We start from the raw sequence: 18,980 nt of genomic DNA, 5'->3' as shown, positions 1-18,980 counted from the left end.
GCGTGTCCACGCCCCCGCCGCCACAGCAGTCCCCCGCGCACCAGCCGTTCATCCTGCCGCCGCCTCCCCCGCAGAAGAAGAGCCGGGTGGGTGTCGTCCTGGGGGCCGTGGGCGGGGTCATGGCCCTGTCGATCGTCGCCTGGGCCGCGGTCATGGTCACCGGCACCGGCACCGGCACCGGCACCGGCACTGACGGAGATTTTCCCGAGGCTCGGTACCGGTTGGCCATGCCCGAGACGCTGCTCGACGGTGAGTACACGTTGGAGGAGGATCTCTCCGACTCCCCGCAGGAAAGTTACGTGCGGCACGCCGAGAGCGCCCTGGGCGGCCGGGACGTCCAGGCGGCCGTCGCGATCTACAGGCCCACGGACCGTGGTGGCCAGCTGAACGTCAGCGGCATGTACGGCCGGTTCCAGGACGCCGACGACGCCCGGGACACCTGGCTGGCGGGCGCCGCCGACCCGGACGGCATGTCGCTCGCCCGGGCACCCGAGGACTTCCGCCCCTCCGGTTCGGACGTCACCGTCACCTGCCAGGTGATCGCCAAGGAGGACCTGAACATGCGGGTCATCATGCCGATGTGCGCCTGGAACGACGGCAACACCGGCGCGCTGATCGGCGAGATCGATCCCGGGACCTCCTCCTGGGACGCCAAGGACGTGGACCTGGCGAGCCTCGCCGAGCGGACCGCCCGGATCCGGGGCGAGCTTCGACAGCCGATCAACTGAAGGAGGCCGGCCGCGCCGGGGGAGGCAGCCGAGCGGAGCCCCTACGCGGCTCCCGGCCGCGTCGCCCGCAGGTCGGCTCTGTACTTCACGGCGGAAGGCCGAGATCCACGCGCCGGAAACTCTGCGCACGCCAAGTCGACGTGTCCTACGTTGATCGACATGAGTACGTCCAGCCGGGCCTACCGCTATGTCGGGCCGCACCATGTGATCGCCGCCGTCCAGTCGGCAGACAGTGGCGTCGCGATCCGCACGACTGCCGACTTCGCGGGCTGGGTAGCAGCCAGGACCGCTGACGAACTGGACGAACCCTTCACCTTCGTCATCGGCACGGACGGTGTCCTGCGGCTGGCCCCGCGCCGCAGCGAACACGTCGCCTGCGCGAGCGGCGGCCGGGTGCTGAGTGCCGGCGAGATGAGTTTCTCCACCCAGGCCGGCCACTGGACGGTGAACGAGGTCAGCAACCAGTCGACCGGCTACTGCCCGGACGTCACCTCGTGGCCGGCTGTGGCACAGGCGCTGGACAAAGCCGGCCTCGACCACCCGGACCGCTTCACCCACGCAGTGTTCTTCCGACGGTGTCCCGCCTGCCGGGAGAACAACATCGTGCGAGAGGGCCACTTCGTCTGCGTCTTCTGCGACGCGGACCTGCCCCGGCAATGGAACGTCGATCCGAACCCAGGCGCCACGGACGGGCCCTGCCCCCCCCTCGAAGCGCGATAGTTGCGAAGACTTTCGGGTGTCTGTGCATGCCATTGACGCGCAAGGTGTTCGGTTCTACGGTCCCGGCCGACGACGCGACGGCCGTTCGGCATCACGAACGGCACCCCCCACCTAGGAGCGTCCGCATGAGCCGCATCCCCCGCACCCGTAGCCGTACCTCTCGGACCCCCCGCACATTCCGCCCGCTCCCACCCTCCCGCAGAGCCGCGCTCATGGCCGTCCCGGCCGCGGTACTGCTCGCCCTGGCCCCCACCGCCGCCTCCGCCTACCCCAACCCCGGCACGGTCACGGGGGCCACCGTCGTCCATGACCCGACAATGATCCGCACCTCCGCCGGGCGTTACCTCCTGTACGCCACCGGAGGCGGCCTGTCCTACCGCACCTCCACCGACCGGATCGCGTTCGGGGCGGGCGGCGACGCCTTCTCCGCCAGGCCGAGTTGGTGGTCGCAGTACGGGGCGACCGAGGCCTGGGCGCCCGACATCTCGTTCCAGGGCGGCAAGTACCTGATGTACTACTCCGTCTCGACCTTCGGGTCGAACAAGTCAGCCATCGGGCTGGCCGGTTCGGCCACCGGTCTGCCCGGTTCCTGGACCGACCACGGCATCGTCTACTCCTCCACCGCCTCCCACGACTACAACGCCATCGACCCGAACCTGTTCGTCGACGACAACGGCACGTGGTGGCTGTCCTTCGGGAGCTGGTGGACGGGGCTGAAGATGATCCAGCTCGATCCCGCCACCGGAAAGCAGCTCGCCGGCAACACCACCCGGTACTCCCTCGCCTCCCGCCCCACCGGCACCAAGGCGGTCGAGGCGCCCTTCGTCGTCAAACGGGGCGGTTTCTACTACCTCTTCGCCTCCTACGACACCTGCTGCGCCGGCACCGACTCGACCTACAAGGTCAAGGTCGGGCGCGCCACCAGCGTGACCGGGCCGTACCTCGACAGGAACGGCGTCGCGCTCATGAACAACGGCGGGACACCGGTGCTGGAGTCCCATGGCCGCTACATCGGGCCCGGCGGCCAGTCGATCATGAAGGACACCGACGGCGATCTGATCGTCTACCACTACTACGACGCCAACGACAACGGCAGACCCAAACTCGGCATCAACCTCCTGAACTGGAGCGGCGGATGGCCCGTCGCCTACTGATCGGGAGATCGTCCCCGCCTGGAGGGCCCTGACGCAGGCGGACTCGACGACATCGGAGTGCTGGCTCGACCTGGTGGTGGTCGGCCGATCTTCGTTGCTGGACCGACGTTGTGGCCAACTGCGCTGCTAGCGTGGCCGGTTGAGCGAGGGGGAGACAGCGCGTGACATCGACTGCGTTCCGTATCGGTGGGGATCTGAACGTACGGCGGCTCGGGTTCGGGGCCATGCACTTGCCGACGGAGCCGAGACCGGCTCGTGAGACCTCGATCGCGGTCGCCCGGCGGGCCGTCGAGCTGGGCGTCACTCTGATCGACACCGCCTATATGTATGGCGGGGGAGCCAACGAGGAACTGCTGGCCGATGCGCTGCATCCCTACCCGGACGGGCTGTTCGTCACCACCAAGGTCGGCGTGGCGCGCTCGGGCTCTTCGGGCGAGTGGAGGCTCGACGGGAGGCCTGCTGTGCTGCGCGCCCAGGTCGAGCAGGCTCTGCGCCGACTGCGTCTCGAGCGGATCGAGCTGCTGCAGTTGCACCGCATCGATCCGGAGACACCGCTCGCCGACCAGCTCGGCACGCTGCGGGATCTGCGGACCGAGGGCAAGATCGGCCGGATCGGGTTGTCCGAGATCACCGTCGAGGAGCTCAAGGAGGCACGGGAGATCGTGGACGTCGCGAGCGTGCAGAACCGCTACAACCTGCTCGACCGTGAGCACGAGCCCGTGCTCACGGCCTGTGAGGCGGCAGGGATCGCGTTCCTGCCATGGCGCCCAGTCGCCTGGGGGGAGTCAGGGGCGCGGTCGGAGGTCGGAGCGGTGGCGGCCGAGGTCGACGCCACGCCCACGCAGGTCGCGCTCGCTTGGCTCCTCAGCCACTCACCAGTCATTCTCCCGATCCCGGGCACCGCCCGGATCGACCACCTGGAAGAGAACCTCGCCGCGGAACGCCTCCAGCTGACGCAGTCACACCGCGACCGCCTCGACCGGCTGCCCGGCTTGGCGTAGGGCTCAGCACCGGAGCGCAGAGGCGGAGGAGCCGCGCAACAACAGCCCACTCCCTCGACCGTCACCGTTACTTGACCGGGAAACCCCGATCCCAGGCGACGTGATCCGCGATCCGCACCCATCCCCTGAACACGCGACCGATGTCCTGCCCAAGATACGGCGACGGTGTCTCTACGGCGAGCGGCGCGGCAATCGCGCAGGGTCGGCGCACTGCGTCTTGACCAGTGCTGAGGTGTTGAACCAGCCGACCAGAGGAAGGGTCCGGGCGGTCGCGGATCGGGAGCCGGTCTCAGTCGGTCTGCGCCACGCCGCGATCGGGTGCGCTCATGTCCCCTGTGCCGGGGGTGCCTTCGGCGAGTGCGTACCGCAGGTACACGGTGCCCTTGGGGCCGGCTGCCGGCGGTTCGAGGAGTGTCAGGTTCGTTGGCACCTCACCGCCGTCGAACACCTTCTTCCCGACGCCGAGCACGATCGGGTGCACCCACAGGTCGAGACGGTCGAAGAGCTTCTCGCGCAGCAGGCTCTGCACCAGGTCCAGGCTCCCGACGACCTTCACGTGCTCGTGCCGGTCACGGATCTCGCGTACCGCGGTGGCCAGATCCGGGCCGAGGTGCGTGGACCCGGCCCACGACAGGTCGGGGTTGCCGCGGGAGGCCACGTACTTCGGGACACGGTTGAAGAGGGCGGCGATCTCGCCGTCCTCGCCGCCCTTCTGGTGTGGCCAGTAGGCGGCGAAGATGTCGTACGTCCGCCGACCGAGCAGGAGGGCGTCCGTGCCCTCGTACGCGGCACCGATCTGCGCCCCGGCGACCTCGTCCAACAGGGGTGCCTGCCAGCCGCCGAACGGGAACCCGGCCGGGTCCTCGTCGGGACCGCCGGGCGCCTGCCCGACGAGGTCGAGCGTCGCGAACAGTTCGATGTGGATGAGGCCCATGGCTTGCTCCCGATGAGGTGGTCGTCCCGGTCACAAGGTAGACCTGCGAAAGCCGCCGAACTCATCGCGCCGCGCTGATCCGGATCCATGCCGACGGGAACGGTGCACGGAACCGGGAGAGACCGGTGCTCCCCGCCTGCGACGTCGGCGCGGGCGGGGAGCACCGGGGCGCTCTTCTCAGGGGTCCGTGTGCATCACCACCGTGCTCGCCTGGTGGCGGACGCACCGAGGGTGCCGGTGGCGAATCCGGTGGTGAATCCGCTGTCGAACGGTGTGCGGGCCAGCAGGCTCTCCGGGCGCCTGCCGAACAGGCCCAGTTGCGGGGTCTGGTTCGGGCCCATCTGCGCGACGATCGCGCGGTGGAAGGCGTCGTAGGAGCCGGTGAACCCGTTGTCGGACCAGACACGGTGCAGGGCGGAGGTGAAGACTCCGGCGCCGTTGACCTCCTGTGAGAGCTGGTTGTCCTGGCACGCGCTCAGGGCCAGGCCACTGGCCGTGATCGGGGAGCGCGAGCGGACTCTGTCGCGGATGCTCCGGTAGAACCGAGTATCGGCCAGCACGATCTCGGCGTTGACGTCGAGCGGAATCTCCCGCGTCACGACACGCGCCACGTCAAGCTCCACGTCACGCTGTCCCAAGTGCGGGACGACGCCGGCGGCACTCAGCGGGTCCCGCCCCACGCCGAGGTTCTCGTAGAACGAGCGCTTGACCGCCGCGTACTCGGTCTCGTCCACGCCTGAGAGGTCGGGACCACGGCGGTAGAGGGTACCGCTGTGACAACTGTCCGAGACGAGGACGAGGTTCACGCCTTCACGGAATTCCGCGAACGCGGCGCTCAATTCGTCGTCGATGAGCATCCTGTCGTGGAGCACCCAGGTCTCGTTCTTCCGGTCGGTCTCGTCTTCGGCGTCGGTGGTGGCGATCTGCCCACCGTGTCCGGCGTACGTGAGCAGGAAGAAGTCCCCGGGGCCGAGTCGGCGTGCCGCGTCCGCGATCGCGTCGAGCACGTGGGACGCGGTCGCGTCCCCGGTGAGCAGCCGGTGCGTGGTGAACCCCTCGGCCCTGGCGATGCGGGTCATCGTGTGGGCGTCCTGCTCACCGCCACTGAGTCGGCCGGACCAGCCGCCGTACGCGGCCTTGTCGACGCCGTTGAGCCCGATGTGCAGGGACAGCGCACGGGTTCCCGGAGGCGGTGGCTGCTGCGCGCCGTCCTGCGGCGGCGGGAACTGCGGGACCGGCGAGGCGGGTTCCCCGAGGCCGAGAGCGGCCAGTGTCGCCGGCCCGGCGGCACCGTCGGCGACCAGCCCGCGAGCGCGCTGAAACGCCACCACCGCGCTCCTGGTCAGTGCCGTGAACCGTCCGTCGACGACACCCCCGTAGTACCGCAGCCGCTGAAGCGACTGTTGCAGTGCGGCGACGTCGTCGCCGCTGTCTCCCCATCGGAGCGTTCGCATCGGTGCACGCTCCCCTCAGTCCGCGGACCAGTAGAACGTCGCCCGGCGACCGCGGAGTTGCTGTTGGCCGCCCGTCTGCAGGCGGTACACGCCGGTCATGACGCCGAACAGCTTGGCCTTCTTGAAGAGCAGGTAGCCGTTGGCGTCGAGGACGGTGCGGGCGTCCACGCGCACGACATCGGTCTTCTTGCTGTTCTTCACCGAGACCTCGGCGACGAACCCACCGCTGTCGTCCTGGACCTGGATGGCCTTCTCCCATGTCTTGTGCGGCGCCAGTTCGAGAGCGATCTCCACGGCGTTCGGATCGTCGATCGGCTCCGTCCACACCTGGATCATGTCGTTGTCCCACAGGCGGTGCCTGTCCGCGAAGTCCGCCCAGATGACGCTCATGTCGCGCGACAGCGGTGAACCCTGGCCGCTGATCAGTGAGAAGAGCGCGGGGAGGCTCTCGACGACTGCGGGGAGGAGTGCCTGGAGGATCGGGCCGAGGAAGCGGCTCGACACCTCGCTGTCGATGAGGTCGGGCAGGGACGCCCGGCCGTCACGGCCGTCGCCGAACAGGTCCCCGATCGCGCCCCCGATCACGCCGCCGACGCCCTGCAGAGCCGGCGGGAGCGCCTCGACGAGAACGGGTACGAGCGCGCCGAGCAGTGGCGGAAGGAACCGCTCCAGGGCCTCGTCGTCGACGGGCCCCTCCCCCGCGGCGGCTCGCTGCTCGCCGAACTCGTGGATCTGCTCGATCAGCACGGGCAGCACGTCCGACAGCAGCGGGGCGACGAGCGACAGCAACTCCGCGAAGGCGCGGTCCAGTTCCTGGTCGGACAGCGCCGCCTCCGCCGTACGTGACTGGTTCTCGACACGGAACGCCGCGAAGATCTGCGGGAGGGCGGCGGTGACGGCGGGCAGGAGGATCTCGAAGCAGCCGGGGAAGAACCGCTCCAGCGACGGCGTCGGCGGGGCCGCGAGTCCTGCTGTCGGGGCCATCCCGTTCGCTTGGTCCGCCTGCTCGCCGGCGGGTGCGGGAGCGATCTCCGCCGGCTGTGCGCTCCGGGACCTGGTGATCTCCGGGGTCCGCGCACGGGTCTGGGGTACGGGCATGATCCGGGCCTCTCTCGGTCGGGCGTGGCCGATGCGCCGCACCGGCCCTTCACCACCGCATCGTCCGCGCCCGACCCCGGACCCGCCTGAGGCGCGTGTCCCTGCGCCCCTGGGCACTTCTCCCGGACCACCCGGGACGGGGTAGGGCCCTCGGCGGCACACTGGGTCCGCATCGGCGGATCTACTGGCTTGTGTCCAGTGGGAGTCGAGCCGTCACGACGTTGCCGCCGACGTCGGCGGTGATCCGGAACGTGCCACCGAGTTCCTCGGCACGCCTGCGCATGGACACCAGACCGACGCCGTCGTTCCCACGGCTAGGTGAGCTCGGTCCGCGTCCGTTGTCACGCACCTCGACGGTCAGCGCGGCGTCGATGCTGCTGCTGGTGCTGGTACTGCTGTCGGCACTGGTGGACAGGCTGACGACGCAGCGTGTGGCCCGTGCGTGCCGGACCACGTTGGTGAGGGCCTCGTCGGCAATCCGGTAGGCCGCGGTCTCGACGGGGAGCGGGAGCTGTGGTAAGGGGGCGGTCGCCTCGACGGTGATGGTGAGGCGTCGTCCTGTCCGGTCGGTGATGGCGGCGGCGCGCTCCTGCAGCGCGGACACCAGATCCTGGCGTTCGAGGGCCGAGGGGCGCAGGGCGTCGATGATGCGCCGCACGTCCTCCACCGCGCGGCCCACCTCCGCACGCAACCGGCCTACCAGTTCCTCGACTTGGCGGTTGACATCCGCCGTCCCGGGCGGAACGTCGCCGTCCGCCCCAGACGTCCGTGTCGTCCGCGTCATCCGTGCCGTCCGTGCCGTCCGTACTGCTTCCAGGACGGCTTCCAGGCCCAGCGCGACGCCCGACAGCGAGGGCCCCAGTCCGTCGTGCAGGTCATGGCGGATCCGGTCCCGCTCGGCCAGGGCCGCGCCCACGGCGCGTTCGCGTGCGGCCACCAGTTCGACGTTGAGGCGCTGGGCGTGGACGATCAGCGAAACCGGGACGGTCAACGCGTCGACGATCTGCGCGTCTGCAGCGGTGAGGCCGTCCTCGTCCGCAGGGCAGACGACGAGGTCGGCGAGGTGGGTCCGGGCGATGGTGAGCGGGCGGACCACGGTCGGGGCCCTCACCGTTCCGGTCGCGGCCAGAAGAGTGCCCTCAGCTGTGACGACGGCCGCGTAGGGAGCCCGCACAGCGGCGGCGACGGCGGCCACAACGGTCGGCAGGACGTCCACGGTTGCCGCCGACACCGCCGACACTTCGGTGCCCAGGCGGTGGAAGGGGCGGAGGGGATCGTTCCTGGCGCCGTACACCGCCCGGTCGACGACCCGTTGGAAACGGTCACGTGCCGGGGCGAGCAGCGTGGCCACGACCGCGGCGCCGGCGACGGCGGGTACGGGGCCGGTGGGGAGGGCGGCGGAGAGGACGGCGGTGACGCCCGCGTACAGGCACAGGACCAGCGCGGTGAGTCCGCCGTACAGCAGGGTCCGGCGGACGATCAGTTCGATGCCGAGCAGCCGGTACCAGAGGACGCCCACGGCGACAGCACACGGGATCAGGCCCAGGGCGATGGGGAACAGCCAGTCCCACGGCGGCACGAAGGACACCGAGAGCAGCAGGGCCACACTGATCAGCAGCCACAGCAGTTGCTGGCGCTCCGGCGCCCGGCTGCGCCATGTTCGGACCAGCGCTCCGCCCAGCACGAGCACGGCAGCACCTGCCAGGAGCAGGGCTCCGCCGAGGGACAGCGCTGTCGCCCAGGAGGCCGGGAGTTCGAGGACGGGTCCCTCGCCCCAGACGCGGTCCCGTGGCTGCTGGGGTGTCATGGCGAGGGCGGCGGTCACCAGCGCCGTACTCCCGACGGTCGTCCGGTTGACCCAGCACCACCAGGCGGCCTGAGGCCGACCGCTCGGATAGAAGACCAGCAGCAAAATCAACTGGGCGAACGCCGGTACCCAGAGGGAAACCCCCAGGGAGTAGGCGAGTGAGGCGCCCGGCAACCGTTCCTCGGGTCTGGCCTCCGCCCGCACCGCGTACACGGCGGCGGCGTCCTGGGCCGTACCGAACACGGCGAACGCCAGCAGCAGCCAGCCGATGGGGTTGCGGGGACGGGCGAAGAGCACCACCGCGCCGGCCGGGACGGCCATCGCGACGCCGACCAGTTCGCCGTACGGCACCGGCTGCGCACCGACGGCGGGGGGAAAGGCCAGTCCACGTCCCAGATGGACCGTCAGGGCAACCAGAGCCGCGGCGACCGCAGCCAACATGAGTCCGGCGGAGCGCATCGCGCCATCGGAAGGTCGCGGCTCAGCTGGCACGGCCCCAGTGTCGGTCGGTTCGGCGACGATGTCAGCCCAGCACCAAGTCCGCGCGCATCGGGGGAGGTTCGGCGGGCGGGGAGGGCCTGTCGTTGTCCGCGGTTTCACGTACCACCGCCGCGCGTCTCTGCGTCGACGTCCGCGACGACGGGCAGGGGTTCGGCGAGCACTACGTGGCGGGAGTGGGGATTGCCTCGATGCGGATGCGCGCCGCCCAACTCGGTGGTGAGTTCGCCATCGTGGCCCGCGAGGGCGGCGGAACGCATGTCCGTGCGCGCTTTCCCACCGCATCGCGGGACGAACCGAGGTGATGCCGCCGCGAACGGTGTGTGTCAGGGTCGGGGGGCCGCAGAATGGGGTGTGGCTGTGCGCGGGGGCATGTGGGCGGTGGCGTTGTCGGGTGTGGGGGCGGTGGCGTTCGCGGGGTGGGTGGCGGGGCCGGCCGGTGGGACGCCCGGGGTCGACGGGGGCGGTCTCCAGGTGGTTCTGCTGGGGACCGTGCTGGTGTCGTGGGCCGTGACCGGGGCCGTACTGGTCTCGTCGCGGCCGCGGAATCCTCTGGGGTGGCTGTTCCTGGCCATCGGTGGCTCCGGGACCTGGCAGGTCGGCCTGGCGGCGTACGGCGGGCACGGTGTGGCGGTGGCCGAGCCCGACTGGCCGGGGGCGTCGGTCGCCGCCGCCGTGGCGGGCGGGGCGCACACCCCGTCCTTGTTCGCGCTGCCCACCCTGGTGCTGGCGCTCTATCCGCAGGGCCGGCCGGGCACGAGGTGGGTGTGGTGGCCGGTCGGGGCGGCGGGGACGGCGATCCTGGTGCTGACGGTCGGCACGGTGTTCGATCCGCAGGCGTACGACGACATCGTGCCGGGCGGCACGCCGCCGGTGTCGCTGCCGTCCGCCGTGATCGCGGTCCTGGACGCGGTGTGTCTCCTGCTCATCGGCCTGAGCGCGCTCGCCGTCATCGGAGAGGCGGTCGTCCGTCTGATCCGGTCCGAGCCTCCGGTGCGTCAGCAACTGGCATGGATGGTGTGCGTGTTGGGGGTCTTTTTGACCGCCCTGTTCTCGACCGGCCCGCTCGTCCACGCGACTCTCGGCGTGCTCGTCCCTGTCGCGGTTGCCGTCGGGGTGCTGCGCTACCGGATGCTCGGCATCGAGACGGTGATGCGGCGCGGCCTGGTCTACGCGCTGCTCACGGCCGTCGTGATCACCGTGTACCTCCTGGTGACGACCGCCGTGGGCACGGTGTGGGACCGCAGCGCCCTGCCGGGGGTGCTGTCGGCCGCCGTGGTCGCGGTCGGCCTCGCCCCGGCCCGGGAACGTCTGCAGCGGGCCGTGGACTGGTGGATCTACGGCGGGCGCCGGGACCCGCTGCGGGCCTTGGCGCGGCTCGGCAGCCGGATGGCCGACGCGGGCGAACACGACCTGCTGCCCGCCGCGTTGGACGCCGTCACACAGGCCGTGCGCGCCCCGGGGGGCCGGGTGACGGACACCCGGGGCGTGACGCTCGCAGCGGCCGGCCGGAGCACCACGGCCGGCCTCACTCTGGAACTGCGCCTGGCGGGGCGGACGCTCGGCTCCATGTCGCTGGCCGAGCGCACGCCGGGCGAACCGTACGGCAGGGACGACAAACGGCTGTTGGCGGCCTTGGCCCAGCAAGTCGCCGTGGTCGTGCGGGCGTTGGAGCTCGCCGATGTCGTGACCGCCCAGCGGGACCAGGTCGTCGAGGCGACCCGGCGGGAACGCGACCGGCTGCGCCATGACCTCCACGACGGTCTGGGGCCGTCACTGGCCGGCATGGGGCTCGGGCTGCAGGCGGCGACGGACCAGCTGTCGCGGGGCAACACCACCGAGGCCGGCGCGCTGCTGCACCGTACCCGGGAGGAGGTGGTCACCGCGGTGGCGGAGATCCGGCGGATCATCGACGATCTCCGCCCGGACGTTCTGGACCGGCTGGGGCTCGCGGAGGCCGTGCGGCGGCACGCCGAGACCCTGGCGCCCGCCGTGTCCATCGGCATCCGGGTGGCCCAACTGCCCACGCTCCCACCGGAGGTGGAGAGCGCGGCCTACCGCATCATCACCGAAGCGACCACGAACATCGCCCGGCACGCCGCCGCGCGACAGGCCACGGTCACGGTGGCCGCGCACGACGGCCTGTTGAGGATCACCGTCACCGACGACGGGCGCGGCATCCCCGCCGGGGCACCCGCGGGCGTCGGCCTGCCGTCGATGCGCCGCCGTGCCGAAGCCCGCGGCGGCAGCCTCACCGTCGAGCCCGCGGCCCGCGGGACGATCATCACCGTCACCCTGCCGCTGGAGGGGTCATGACCCGAGCAGTGCCCGTCCGGATCGTCATCGCGGACGATCACCCGATGTACCGCTTCGGTCTCACGGCCGCGCTGGCCGGCCACGACGACATCGAGATCGTCGGGGAGGCCGCCGACGGCGCGGAACTCCTGAAGGTCGTCGAGCGGACCGGGCCCGACGTCGTCCTCACCGATCTCGCCATGCCCAACCTCGGCGGCACCGAGGCGATCCGCGAGATCCATGCCCGCGACGAACGGATCGGGATCCTGGTACTGACGATGCACGAGGACGACGAGGCCCTCATCGGAGCGCTCCGCGCGGGCGCCCGCGGCTACCTCCTCAAGGGCGCCGACCGTACCGAGATCGCCCGCGCGGTCCTCGCCGTCGCGTCGGGCAACGCGGTCTACGGGGAGGCGGTGGCGCGGCGCATCAACGCCTTCTTCACCCAGGCGCAGCGTGCCTACGCCGCCCAGGTCTTCCCCGAACTCACCGAACGCGAACGCGAGATCCTCGAACTCGTCGCCCAGGGCCACAGCAACCACCTCATCGCCCGGCGTCTGTTCCTGGCGGAGAAAACCGTCCGCAACCATGTGTCGGCCGTGATGCACAAGATCGGGACGAGCGACCGCGCCGCCACCGTCGCCCGGGCCCGGGACGCGGGCCTCGGCACCCCGTGAACCGGCCTGTCCGCCGTCCGCCCTCTCCCCCCCCCAGCCGTCACCGGGCGTCCAGTGGCAAGGCCGCGGTCACGGTGGTGCCTTCGTACGCCACCGACGTGATGCGGAACGTGCCTCCGAGCGTCTCCGCCCGCCGCCGCATGGAGGCCAGCCCTACGCCGCTCTCCACGGCGTCGGACCCACGCCCGTCGTCGACGACGGCGACCCGCAGCGACTCCCCCACGGCGAGCACGGTGACCCAGATGTGGCGTGCCCCCGCGTGCCGGCCGGCATTGGTGACCGCCTCGGTCACGATCCGGTAGACGGCGGTCTCCACCTCCGCCGGCAGCGGCGGCAGCTCGCCCACCATGACCTTCACGGGCACGACGGTCGACACCGTGTCCGCGTGCCTGCGCAGGGCTTCGACGAGGTCCAGGCCGTCCAGGGCCCCAGGACGTGTCGCGTCGATGATGCGGCGGATCTCGCCGACCGTTCCGGCCACCTCGGTACGCATACGGGACAGCAGCGCATGCTGCCCCTGGGCGTCCTGCCGGTCGAGCGCGTCACCGAGAGCTTCGAGCCCCAGCCCGATGCCGGACAGCGCGGGCCCCAGCCCGTCGTGCAGATCACGCCGGATACGGTCCCGCTCGGCGCGGGTGGCCACGAGAATGCGGTCACGCTCCCGCTCCAGCGCGTCGGACAGTTCCACAGCCCTTACGATCACCGCCAGCTGAGACGCCAGCGTCGCCAGCAGCCTGATGTCGTCGGCGCCGTAGGGCTCGTACGGTTCGCGAGCGGCCACGGTGAGGGTGGCGACGTCACGCCCCGCGACACGCAGCCGCACCGCCGGGCCGTCCGTCACCGGTTCGGGTCCGCGCGACACCAGGACGTGCCCGTCGAGGGACGTCACGGCGGCGCCGGGTGCGCGCAGGGCGCGGGCCACGGTGTCGAGCGCGGCCGGGAGCAGGTCGGATGCGCCCTTGGAGGCGACGTGTTCCCCGAGGTCGGTGACGGCGCTGAACGGATCCCGGCGTGCGCCGTACACCAGCCGGTCCACCGCCTTCTGGAGCCGGTCGCGCAGCGGCGTGAGCGCGATCGCCACGACTGCCGCCATCAGCACCCCGGGAAGGGGCCGCCGGTGCAGGGCTGAGCCGACCACGGCGGTGGTCACCAGATAGGCCGCGAGGACCGCGGCGGTCAGGACCCCGTACACCAGGCCCCTGCGCAGCACCGCCTCGATGCCGAACATGCGGTGGCGCAGGACACCGACGGCCACCGCCACCGGTACGAGGTACGCGACCCCGCCCGCGACGGGTGTCTCGAAGGACACCAGGGTCGTGAGGAAGACCGCGTTCACACAGACCATCCAGGCCAGTTGCGGGCGCAACGGTGCGACGGCCCGCCGCAGGCGCAGCAGCGTGCCCACCGCGGCCACCACCGCGGCCAGTCCCACCGCCAGCAGTCCCGCGCCGAGCGACGACGCCAGCACCTCGTCGGGGAGTTCGAGCGGGGGTTCGCGGTCCGGAACGATCTCGCCGTACGCGCCGGGGTCGAAGGGAACGGTCAGAGTCAGCAGCGCCATCCCGGCGACGGCCGTACCGACCGGCCACCGCCAACGCGGCCCCGGCACGTGGCCATCGGGATACACGGCGAGGAGGACCGTCGGCAGGGTGAACGTGGCCGGGGCGATCAGCCCGCAGGCCACGAACACGGCCGCCGGGGCCAGTGGCCAGGACGGCTGGGCCGCGGCGACCCCGTAGCCGCCGTACGCCGCGAGACCCAGCTGCCAGGACGAACTCGCGCCGATCGCGAGCAGCAGCCGACCCACGGTGTTCCCTGGGCGCAGCCACGTCAAGGTCGCCCCGGTGAACGTCCAGGAGAGGGCGACACCGCCGATCAGCACCACATAGCCGATGTCGCCGTTCTCGGGCAGTCGGCCGGCCTGGGGCAGCGTCAGCACCCACGCGGCGAACGCCACCGCGCAGACGCCGGAGAGCACCACGATCCACACGATCACTCGGGCAGCCATCGCATCAGTCTGCTGTCGTCGGTGGCAGGAGGGAGCGGCCCGGCCGCACACGGGCCGGGCCGCCCTTGTCCGTCGGGCCGAATGTCCCTGGCTCTCCTCAGGCCAGGTCGAGGTAGCGATCGATGCGGCGGTCGTCCTCGCCGGTCGACAGCCACTTCGAGCAGGGGAACGCCCATTCCTTGTCGGTGTCTTCGTCGCGGACCGTGACGCGGTCCAGGAACCAGCCGGGCCAGGAACCCGAGTTGTCGTGCCGGATGCGCACCCGGTACAGGTCGCCCAGGTCCTTGAGCGTGTGCGTGAACGTGTCGACGTGGTCGCGCTCGAAGTCGTCCCGGCCGCTCTCCAGTTGCATTTCGTCGCTGCTGCCGTTGGTCCCGAAGAGGGTGAGGTAGACGTTGGAGTCGGTCCCCGCGGCGTCCACGTCTCCCGTGTGGACGTTGATCCGGTAGTCAGACATCTTCCGCTCCCTCACACCACGGTGGTGGGTACGAAGACGCCCGGGGCGAACCAGCTCATGCTGATGTAGATGCCGTTGCCCCTGTCCAGGCCGCGGAGCAGTTGGTGCGCCCCGGCGACGAACTTGGCCACGAGGACGATCCACGGCTGGGCGGGGCTGAAGATGGCGCCGCCGATCGTGCCGACGAGCGTGTTCACCGTGTCGGCGGAGTCGAGGATCTGACCGAGCGTGGGGTGGTCGATCTCGACGTGGAAGCCCCACCAGAAGGCACGCACGGTGACACCGGCCCCGCGGGCCGCGTCCCGCGTGAGGGCCGGCGACGGGGACGCGGGGGACGTGCTCGCCTCGATGGCGTGGATCAGCTCCGCGTCGGCCGGGTGGACGAGCGCGACGCGCTTGCCGAGCTCGGCCGCGACGTCGGTCCAGTGGTCGCGCGAAGTCGTTTGTACGGTGGTCATGTTGGGCCCCTCTGAGTCGGTGGCGGCTGCCGTTGAGCGTCAGCGGCGGATGCCGTCGGACGATGTGCCGCCACAGTGCCGGGCCCAGCCACCGCCCCGCATGGGACACGCGTCCTGATCGCCGTGGGCGCTCGTCCCACCGACCTGTCCGTCGGAGCGGGTCCCGGCCGGCCCAATCAACCGTCGGGGACCAGGCGTTGAAGTGGCGGCGGACGGCTTCGATGTGGGGCCCGGAACACCGCCCCGCCGTACCTGAGTTCCCCTGGCCGGGCCCCGCTGGGTCAGGCCGGACCGGGTGCCCGACGACGACTGGGAAGCAGCGGTCTGTCCGGTCCCGTGTCCGCTCTGGGCGGGATCCTCGTCGGCTAAAGCCCTAGTTGCGGACGAGAAGGACGACGCCCGCCGTGACCGCGGCGAGTATCACCGCCGCGACTCCGTACACGAGCCGGTGGGTGCGCAGTACGGGCAGGAAGCGGTCGGCGGCGATGCGGCCGGGGCCGGACAGGGCGAGGCCGGTGGCGGTGGCGGTGGCGGCCACCAGGATGTCGAGCTCCATGCCTCCGTCCTTGTCCATCATGAAGAAGCCGCCGCCCGAGTTCACGGACATCGCGTTGAGCATCGTGCCGAGGACGGCGGCGCCGGCCAGCGGGGTGAGCAGGCCGAGGGCGAGGCCGAGACCGCCGAGCGTCTCGGTGAGCCCGGCGACGAGCGCGAAGGTCTTGCCGGACGGGTAGCCCACCATCGTGAAGAACTGACCGGTGCCCTCCAGGCCGCCGCCCCCGAACCAGCCGAACAGCTTCTGGGTGCCGTGGCCTACCAGGAGGAAGCCGAGGGCGAGGCGGATGACCAGCAGCGCCACGTCGTAGGCGTTCTGCGAGACCTGGTCCTCGGAGCGGTGGGAGAGACCCGTGGTGGAGCGGGTGTCGAGAGTGGTCACTGGAGACCGGCCTTTGTGGGGAACCCGTGCTGGAAGCACCCGCACTGAAGGCGCTAGTGCTTGAAACTTCAAATGGGACTGCAAATGTAGGGGCACTTAAACGTTTAAGCAAGCGACCGCCGCCGTGACTTCTGGGGCAGCGCCGTCATCGAGTCCTGGTACAAGGAGGCCACACGGACTGGGCTGAGGTCCGAGGTCCGACGTCCCGGCGGCTGTGGAGCCGACGGTCTCAGGAACAGTCGTACGTGAAGCGGGTGGTGGCCGTGTGCGTACCGGCCGATAGGACGCGCAGTTCGGCCTGTGCCGTGCGGTGTCCCTTGCCCTGGAAGGTCCACCGCAGGTGCACACGTGCCTGACGCTGTCCCCGGACCATCACCTCTTTCAGGACGCCCGAGCGGGTGCCGTCGCTGCGGATCCAGCGGTAGGAGAACGTGCCCGGACCGCCGTTCGTCGCGACCACGGCGACGATTTCCGCGGTGCTGTCGCACTTCAGGACCGTGGGCCTGGCGGTGACCGTCACCGCACCGACCTCGAGGGGCGGCCCCAGTCGCTGCCAGGCCAGGAACGCGAGGACCGCGAGGAGGACGAGCGCGGGCAGCGCGTGTCGGCGCAGCCGTCGGCGCCGGGGTGCGCGGTGCGGCGGGAGGGCGGGGAGCGTGCGGTGGGTTCGCTGCGCGACGACGTTGGTCACGCCCGGGCCGAAGCGCAGCAGTGTGCCGTCGATGCGGTCGGGCGGCGTCGACCCGTGTGCCGCGGCGGTGAAGGGCTGCTCGACGGTCTGCTCGGCGACGGTTGCCTCTGCGAGGGTCGACTGGACCAGGGTCGGCTGGACGAGGGTCTCGTCGGGTTCGGGTCTCTGGATCCAGTGACTGGCCAGCACGGTGGCGCTGTACTCGGCGTAATCGGCGTACTCGGCGTCAGCCGCTCCCGCCTCGTCACCGGGGACCCGGTCGTCGTCGTGAGCGGTCATCGGATGTCACACCGTCTGGTCAGGAGCTGCTGCGAGGCGCCGCCGTCGGCGGCGCTCGGGGTCGTCGTGGCCTGCACCGCCCAGTAGCAGGCGGTACTCCGGAAGGCATGGTCGACGGTGAGTGTGTACCGGGTGGCGCCGCTGCGCTCGAAGGTCTGGGTCACGCCGTCCGCGGTGCCGAGTTGCCCTTTCGAGTCGCCCGCGAACCACGAGACGGTGAGGGAGATCGGCCCGGTGCCGTCCGTGACGATCTCGATGGTCGCCGTGGCGGTCGCCGGACCCGTCTGCCGGAAGCCCGACACCGCGACGTCCTTGACGGCCGGGGCGGTGACCGGGGCGGGGGACGTCGTCGCCGGTGCCGGGGTGGTGGTCGTGCCGCCGGGCTCAGTCGTCTCCGTCGCCCCGCCCGTGGTCCCCTCCGTGGCCCCGTCCGTGGTGGTGGCGGTGGCGGAGGGTTCACCGGTGGGGGTGGACGCGGCGTCGGAGGGCGACTGGGTGGGAGAGGGTGACTCCCCGGCCGAGTCGGTGGGTGTCGGGGACGGGGAGGCGGATGCGGTCGGATCCGGGGGTGCCGTCGTGTCCGCGCTCTGCTCGGCACTGGTGGTGGCGAGGGCCTGTGCCACCTGCCCGGCGTCGGCTTCCGGGGCGTGCTGGAGTCCGAAGGTCAGGACGGCTCCGAGGAGCAGTGCGGCACCGGAGACGAGCATGCCGGAACGGCCGGGCAGCCACGCCTGTGCGCCGCCGCGACCCGGTTCCTGGCGCAGAACCGTGCGGGCGGTGTCCGTGGTGGTCCTCGGGGTGTCGCGGGCCGAGGGCAGCAGCAACGGCAGCAGGGCCACCAGCGCGGCGAGGCGTCCCCGGCCGCGTTCCTCCCAGTCGGGCCCGTAGCCGGCGAGCGCGGCGGCCTCCAGTTCCCTGACGAACGCCTCGGCCTCGGCGGGCCGTTCCTCCGGGTCCTTCGCCAGACCTCGGCGCACCAGCTCACGCACCGCCTCCGGCACCTCGTCGGCGGGAACCGGCGCGTCGACGTGCTGCAACGCCAGAGCCGCGACGTTGTCGCCGCGGTAGGGCTTGTGGCCCGTCAGGCACTCGAAGAAGGTGGCGGCCGCCGCGTACACGTCGGCGGCGAAGGAGGCGGGCGCCCCGGTCCACTGCTCCGGGGCCATGTAGGAGGGGGTTCCCGCCACACCCGCGCTGGTGCCAGCGTCCACCGCGATGCCGAAGTCGACCAGCTTGGAGGATCCGTCCGGCAGGACAAGGACGTTCTCCGGCTTGTAGTCGCGGTGGACGACGCCGACGCGGTGCGCGTCCGCCAGACCGAGCAGTGAGCCCTTGAGGATGGCGAGCGCGGCCTCGGGGCCGAGCGGGTCCTCCCGCCGCAGCACGGCGCGCAGTGAGACGCCGTCCACCAGCTCCATCACGATGGCGGCGCCGTCCGGGCTCTCCACGTACTCGTACAGCTCGGTGACGTAGGGGCTCTCCAGCCCGCCGAGCAGCCGGGCCTCGCTGCGGAAGTCGCGTACGAAGCCCGGCCGGGTGCGCAGGGACTCGCTGAGGTACTTCACGGCCACCGGCACGCCGGTCTCCTCGTGCACGGCGAGCACCACCCGCCCGCTCGCCCCGGACCCGAGTTCGAACGACTCGGTGTATCCGGGCAACGCCCATGTGTTCATTCCAGCCCCCCAAGGCCGCCGTGCGCCGAAGCCCCACCCTCTGGCGAATCGCCGCGCCGCGCGATGAGAGACACATTTTCAGCCACATCGGTTGCGGAACACCATCCCCGA

General features: G+C 71.3%; 17 protein-coding genes. 7 read left to right on the top strand and 10 right to left on the bottom strand.

Annotated features, from left to right (window positions below; translation table 11 throughout):
• The first annotated feature begins 2 nt into the window (after window positions 1-2).
• From L3078_RS43480 to L3078_RS43465, 4 genes are all read left to right on the top strand, one after another.
• Window positions 3-728, top strand: a complete 726-nt coding sequence (locus L3078_RS43480) for a hypothetical protein (RefSeq protein WP_239759987.1) — start codon at window positions 3-5, stop codon at window positions 726-728.
• Window positions 729-887: 159 nt separating this feature from the next.
• Window positions 888-1,448, top strand: a complete 561-nt coding sequence (locus tag L3078_RS43475; RefSeq protein ID WP_239759986.1) for a hypothetical protein — start codon at window positions 888-890, stop codon at window positions 1,446-1,448.
• 212 nt (window positions 1,449-1,660) lie between these two features.
• The gene (locus tag L3078_RS43470) at window positions 1,661-2,602 is read left to right on the top strand and encodes an arabinan endo-1,5-alpha-L-arabinosidase (RefSeq protein ID WP_239759985.1); all 942 of its coding nucleotides are present in this window, start codon (window positions 1,661-1,663) and stop codon (window positions 2,600-2,602) included.
• 161 nt (window positions 2,603-2,763) lie between these two features.
• The gene (locus tag L3078_RS43465; protein ID WP_239759984.1) at window positions 2,764-3,603 is read left to right on the top strand and encodes an aldo/keto reductase; all 840 of its coding nucleotides are present in this window, start codon (window positions 2,764-2,766) and stop codon (window positions 3,601-3,603) included.
• A gap of 289 nt (window positions 3,604-3,892) precedes the next feature.
• Here the strand turns inward: L3078_RS43465 and L3078_RS43460 are convergent, their stop codons facing one another.
• The 4 genes from L3078_RS43460 to L3078_RS43445 form a co-directional block, all read right to left on the bottom strand.
• The gene (locus L3078_RS43460; RefSeq protein WP_239759983.1) at window positions 3,893-4,537 is read right to left on the bottom strand and encodes a dihydrofolate reductase family protein; all 645 of its coding nucleotides are present in this window, start codon (window positions 4,535-4,537) and stop codon (window positions 3,893-3,895) included.
• A gap of 194 nt (window positions 4,538-4,731) precedes the next feature.
• Window positions 4,732-5,991, bottom strand: coding sequence for a caspase family protein (locus L3078_RS43455; RefSeq protein WP_239759982.1), 1,260 nt, complete (start codon window positions 5,989-5,991; stop codon window positions 4,732-4,734).
• A 15-nt stretch (window positions 5,992-6,006) separates the two neighbouring features.
• On the bottom strand, window positions 6,007-7,089 hold the full coding sequence (locus tag L3078_RS43450) for a hypothetical protein (RefSeq protein WP_239759981.1): 1,083 nt from the start codon (window positions 7,087-7,089) through the stop codon (window positions 6,007-6,009).
• Window positions 7,090-7,270: 181 nt separating this feature from the next.
• Window positions 7,271-9,355: a sensor histidine kinase gene (locus L3078_RS43445; protein ID WP_239759980.1), complete on the bottom strand. Its 2,085-nt coding sequence runs from the start codon at window positions 9,353-9,355 to the stop codon at window positions 7,271-7,273.
• A gap of 125 nt (window positions 9,356-9,480) precedes the next feature.
• Here L3078_RS43445 and L3078_RS43440 point away from each other — a divergent pair, with 125 nt between their 5' ends.
• Genes L3078_RS43440 through L3078_RS43430 form a run of 3 tightly spaced genes read left to right on the top strand, consistent with a single transcriptional unit; the run spans window position 9,481 to window position 12,366 of the window.
• Window positions 9,481-9,699: a sensor histidine kinase gene (locus tag L3078_RS43440; RefSeq protein ID WP_239759979.1), complete on the top strand. Its 219-nt coding sequence runs from the start codon at window positions 9,481-9,483 to the stop codon at window positions 9,697-9,699.
• A 49-nt stretch (window positions 9,700-9,748) separates the two neighbouring features.
• Complete coding sequence (locus tag L3078_RS43435; RefSeq protein ID WP_239759978.1) at window positions 9,749-11,710, top strand: sensor histidine kinase; 1,962 nt, start codon at window positions 9,749-9,751, stop codon at window positions 11,708-11,710.
• Window positions 11,707-12,366 (top strand): response regulator, encoded by a 660-nt coding sequence (locus L3078_RS43430; RefSeq protein WP_239759977.1) that lies wholly within the window; start codon window positions 11,707-11,709, stop codon window positions 12,364-12,366. The genes L3078_RS43435 and L3078_RS43430 overlap by 4 nt, the downstream gene beginning before the upstream one ends.
• Before the next feature lie 40 nt (window positions 12,367-12,406).
• On the opposite strand, the gene L3078_RS43425 is transcribed toward L3078_RS43430, so the two are convergent.
• The 6 genes from L3078_RS43425 to L3078_RS43400 all read right to left on the bottom strand — a co-directional run bounded on the left by L3078_RS43425 (window position 12,407) and on the right by L3078_RS43400 (window position 18,869).
• Window positions 12,407-14,374, bottom strand: a complete 1,968-nt coding sequence (locus tag L3078_RS43425; protein ID WP_239759976.1) for a sensor histidine kinase — start codon at window positions 14,372-14,374, stop codon at window positions 12,407-12,409.
• Between the two features lie 97 nt (window positions 14,375-14,471).
• Window positions 14,472-14,831, bottom strand: a complete 360-nt coding sequence (locus L3078_RS43420) for a PLAT/LH2 domain-containing protein (protein ID WP_239759975.1) — start codon at window positions 14,829-14,831, stop codon at window positions 14,472-14,474.
• An 11-nt stretch (window positions 14,832-14,842) separates the two neighbouring features.
• Window positions 14,843-15,289 carry a hypothetical protein gene (locus L3078_RS43415; protein ID WP_239759974.1) on the bottom strand — a complete coding sequence of 149 codons (447 nt, stop codon included), beginning with the start codon at window positions 15,287-15,289 and terminating at the stop codon, window positions 14,843-14,845.
• Between the two features lie 373 nt (window positions 15,290-15,662).
• A complete protein-coding gene (locus tag L3078_RS43410; protein WP_239759973.1) occupies window positions 15,663-16,226 on the bottom strand; it encodes a DoxX family protein in 564 nt (187 codons plus the stop codon).
• 229 nt (window positions 16,227-16,455) lie between these two features.
• Window positions 16,456-17,196: a hypothetical protein gene (locus L3078_RS43405; RefSeq protein ID WP_239759972.1), complete on the bottom strand. Its 741-nt coding sequence runs from the start codon at window positions 17,194-17,196 to the stop codon at window positions 16,456-16,458.
• Window positions 17,193-18,869, bottom strand: coding sequence for a serine/threonine-protein kinase (locus tag L3078_RS43400; protein ID WP_239759970.1), 1,677 nt, complete (start codon window positions 18,867-18,869; stop codon window positions 17,193-17,195). The genes L3078_RS43405 and L3078_RS43400 overlap by 4 nt, the downstream gene beginning before the upstream one ends.
• Window positions 18,870-18,980 lie beyond the last annotated feature (111 nt).

Source organism: Streptomyces deccanensis, from assembly GCF_022385335.1.
Taxonomy (GTDB): Bacteria; Actinomycetota; Actinomycetes; order Streptomycetales; family Streptomycetaceae; genus Streptomyces; species Streptomyces deccanensis.
The sequence above is the reverse complement of the archived record's forward strand: the minus strand, read 5'-3'. Positions and strand labels throughout refer to the sequence as shown.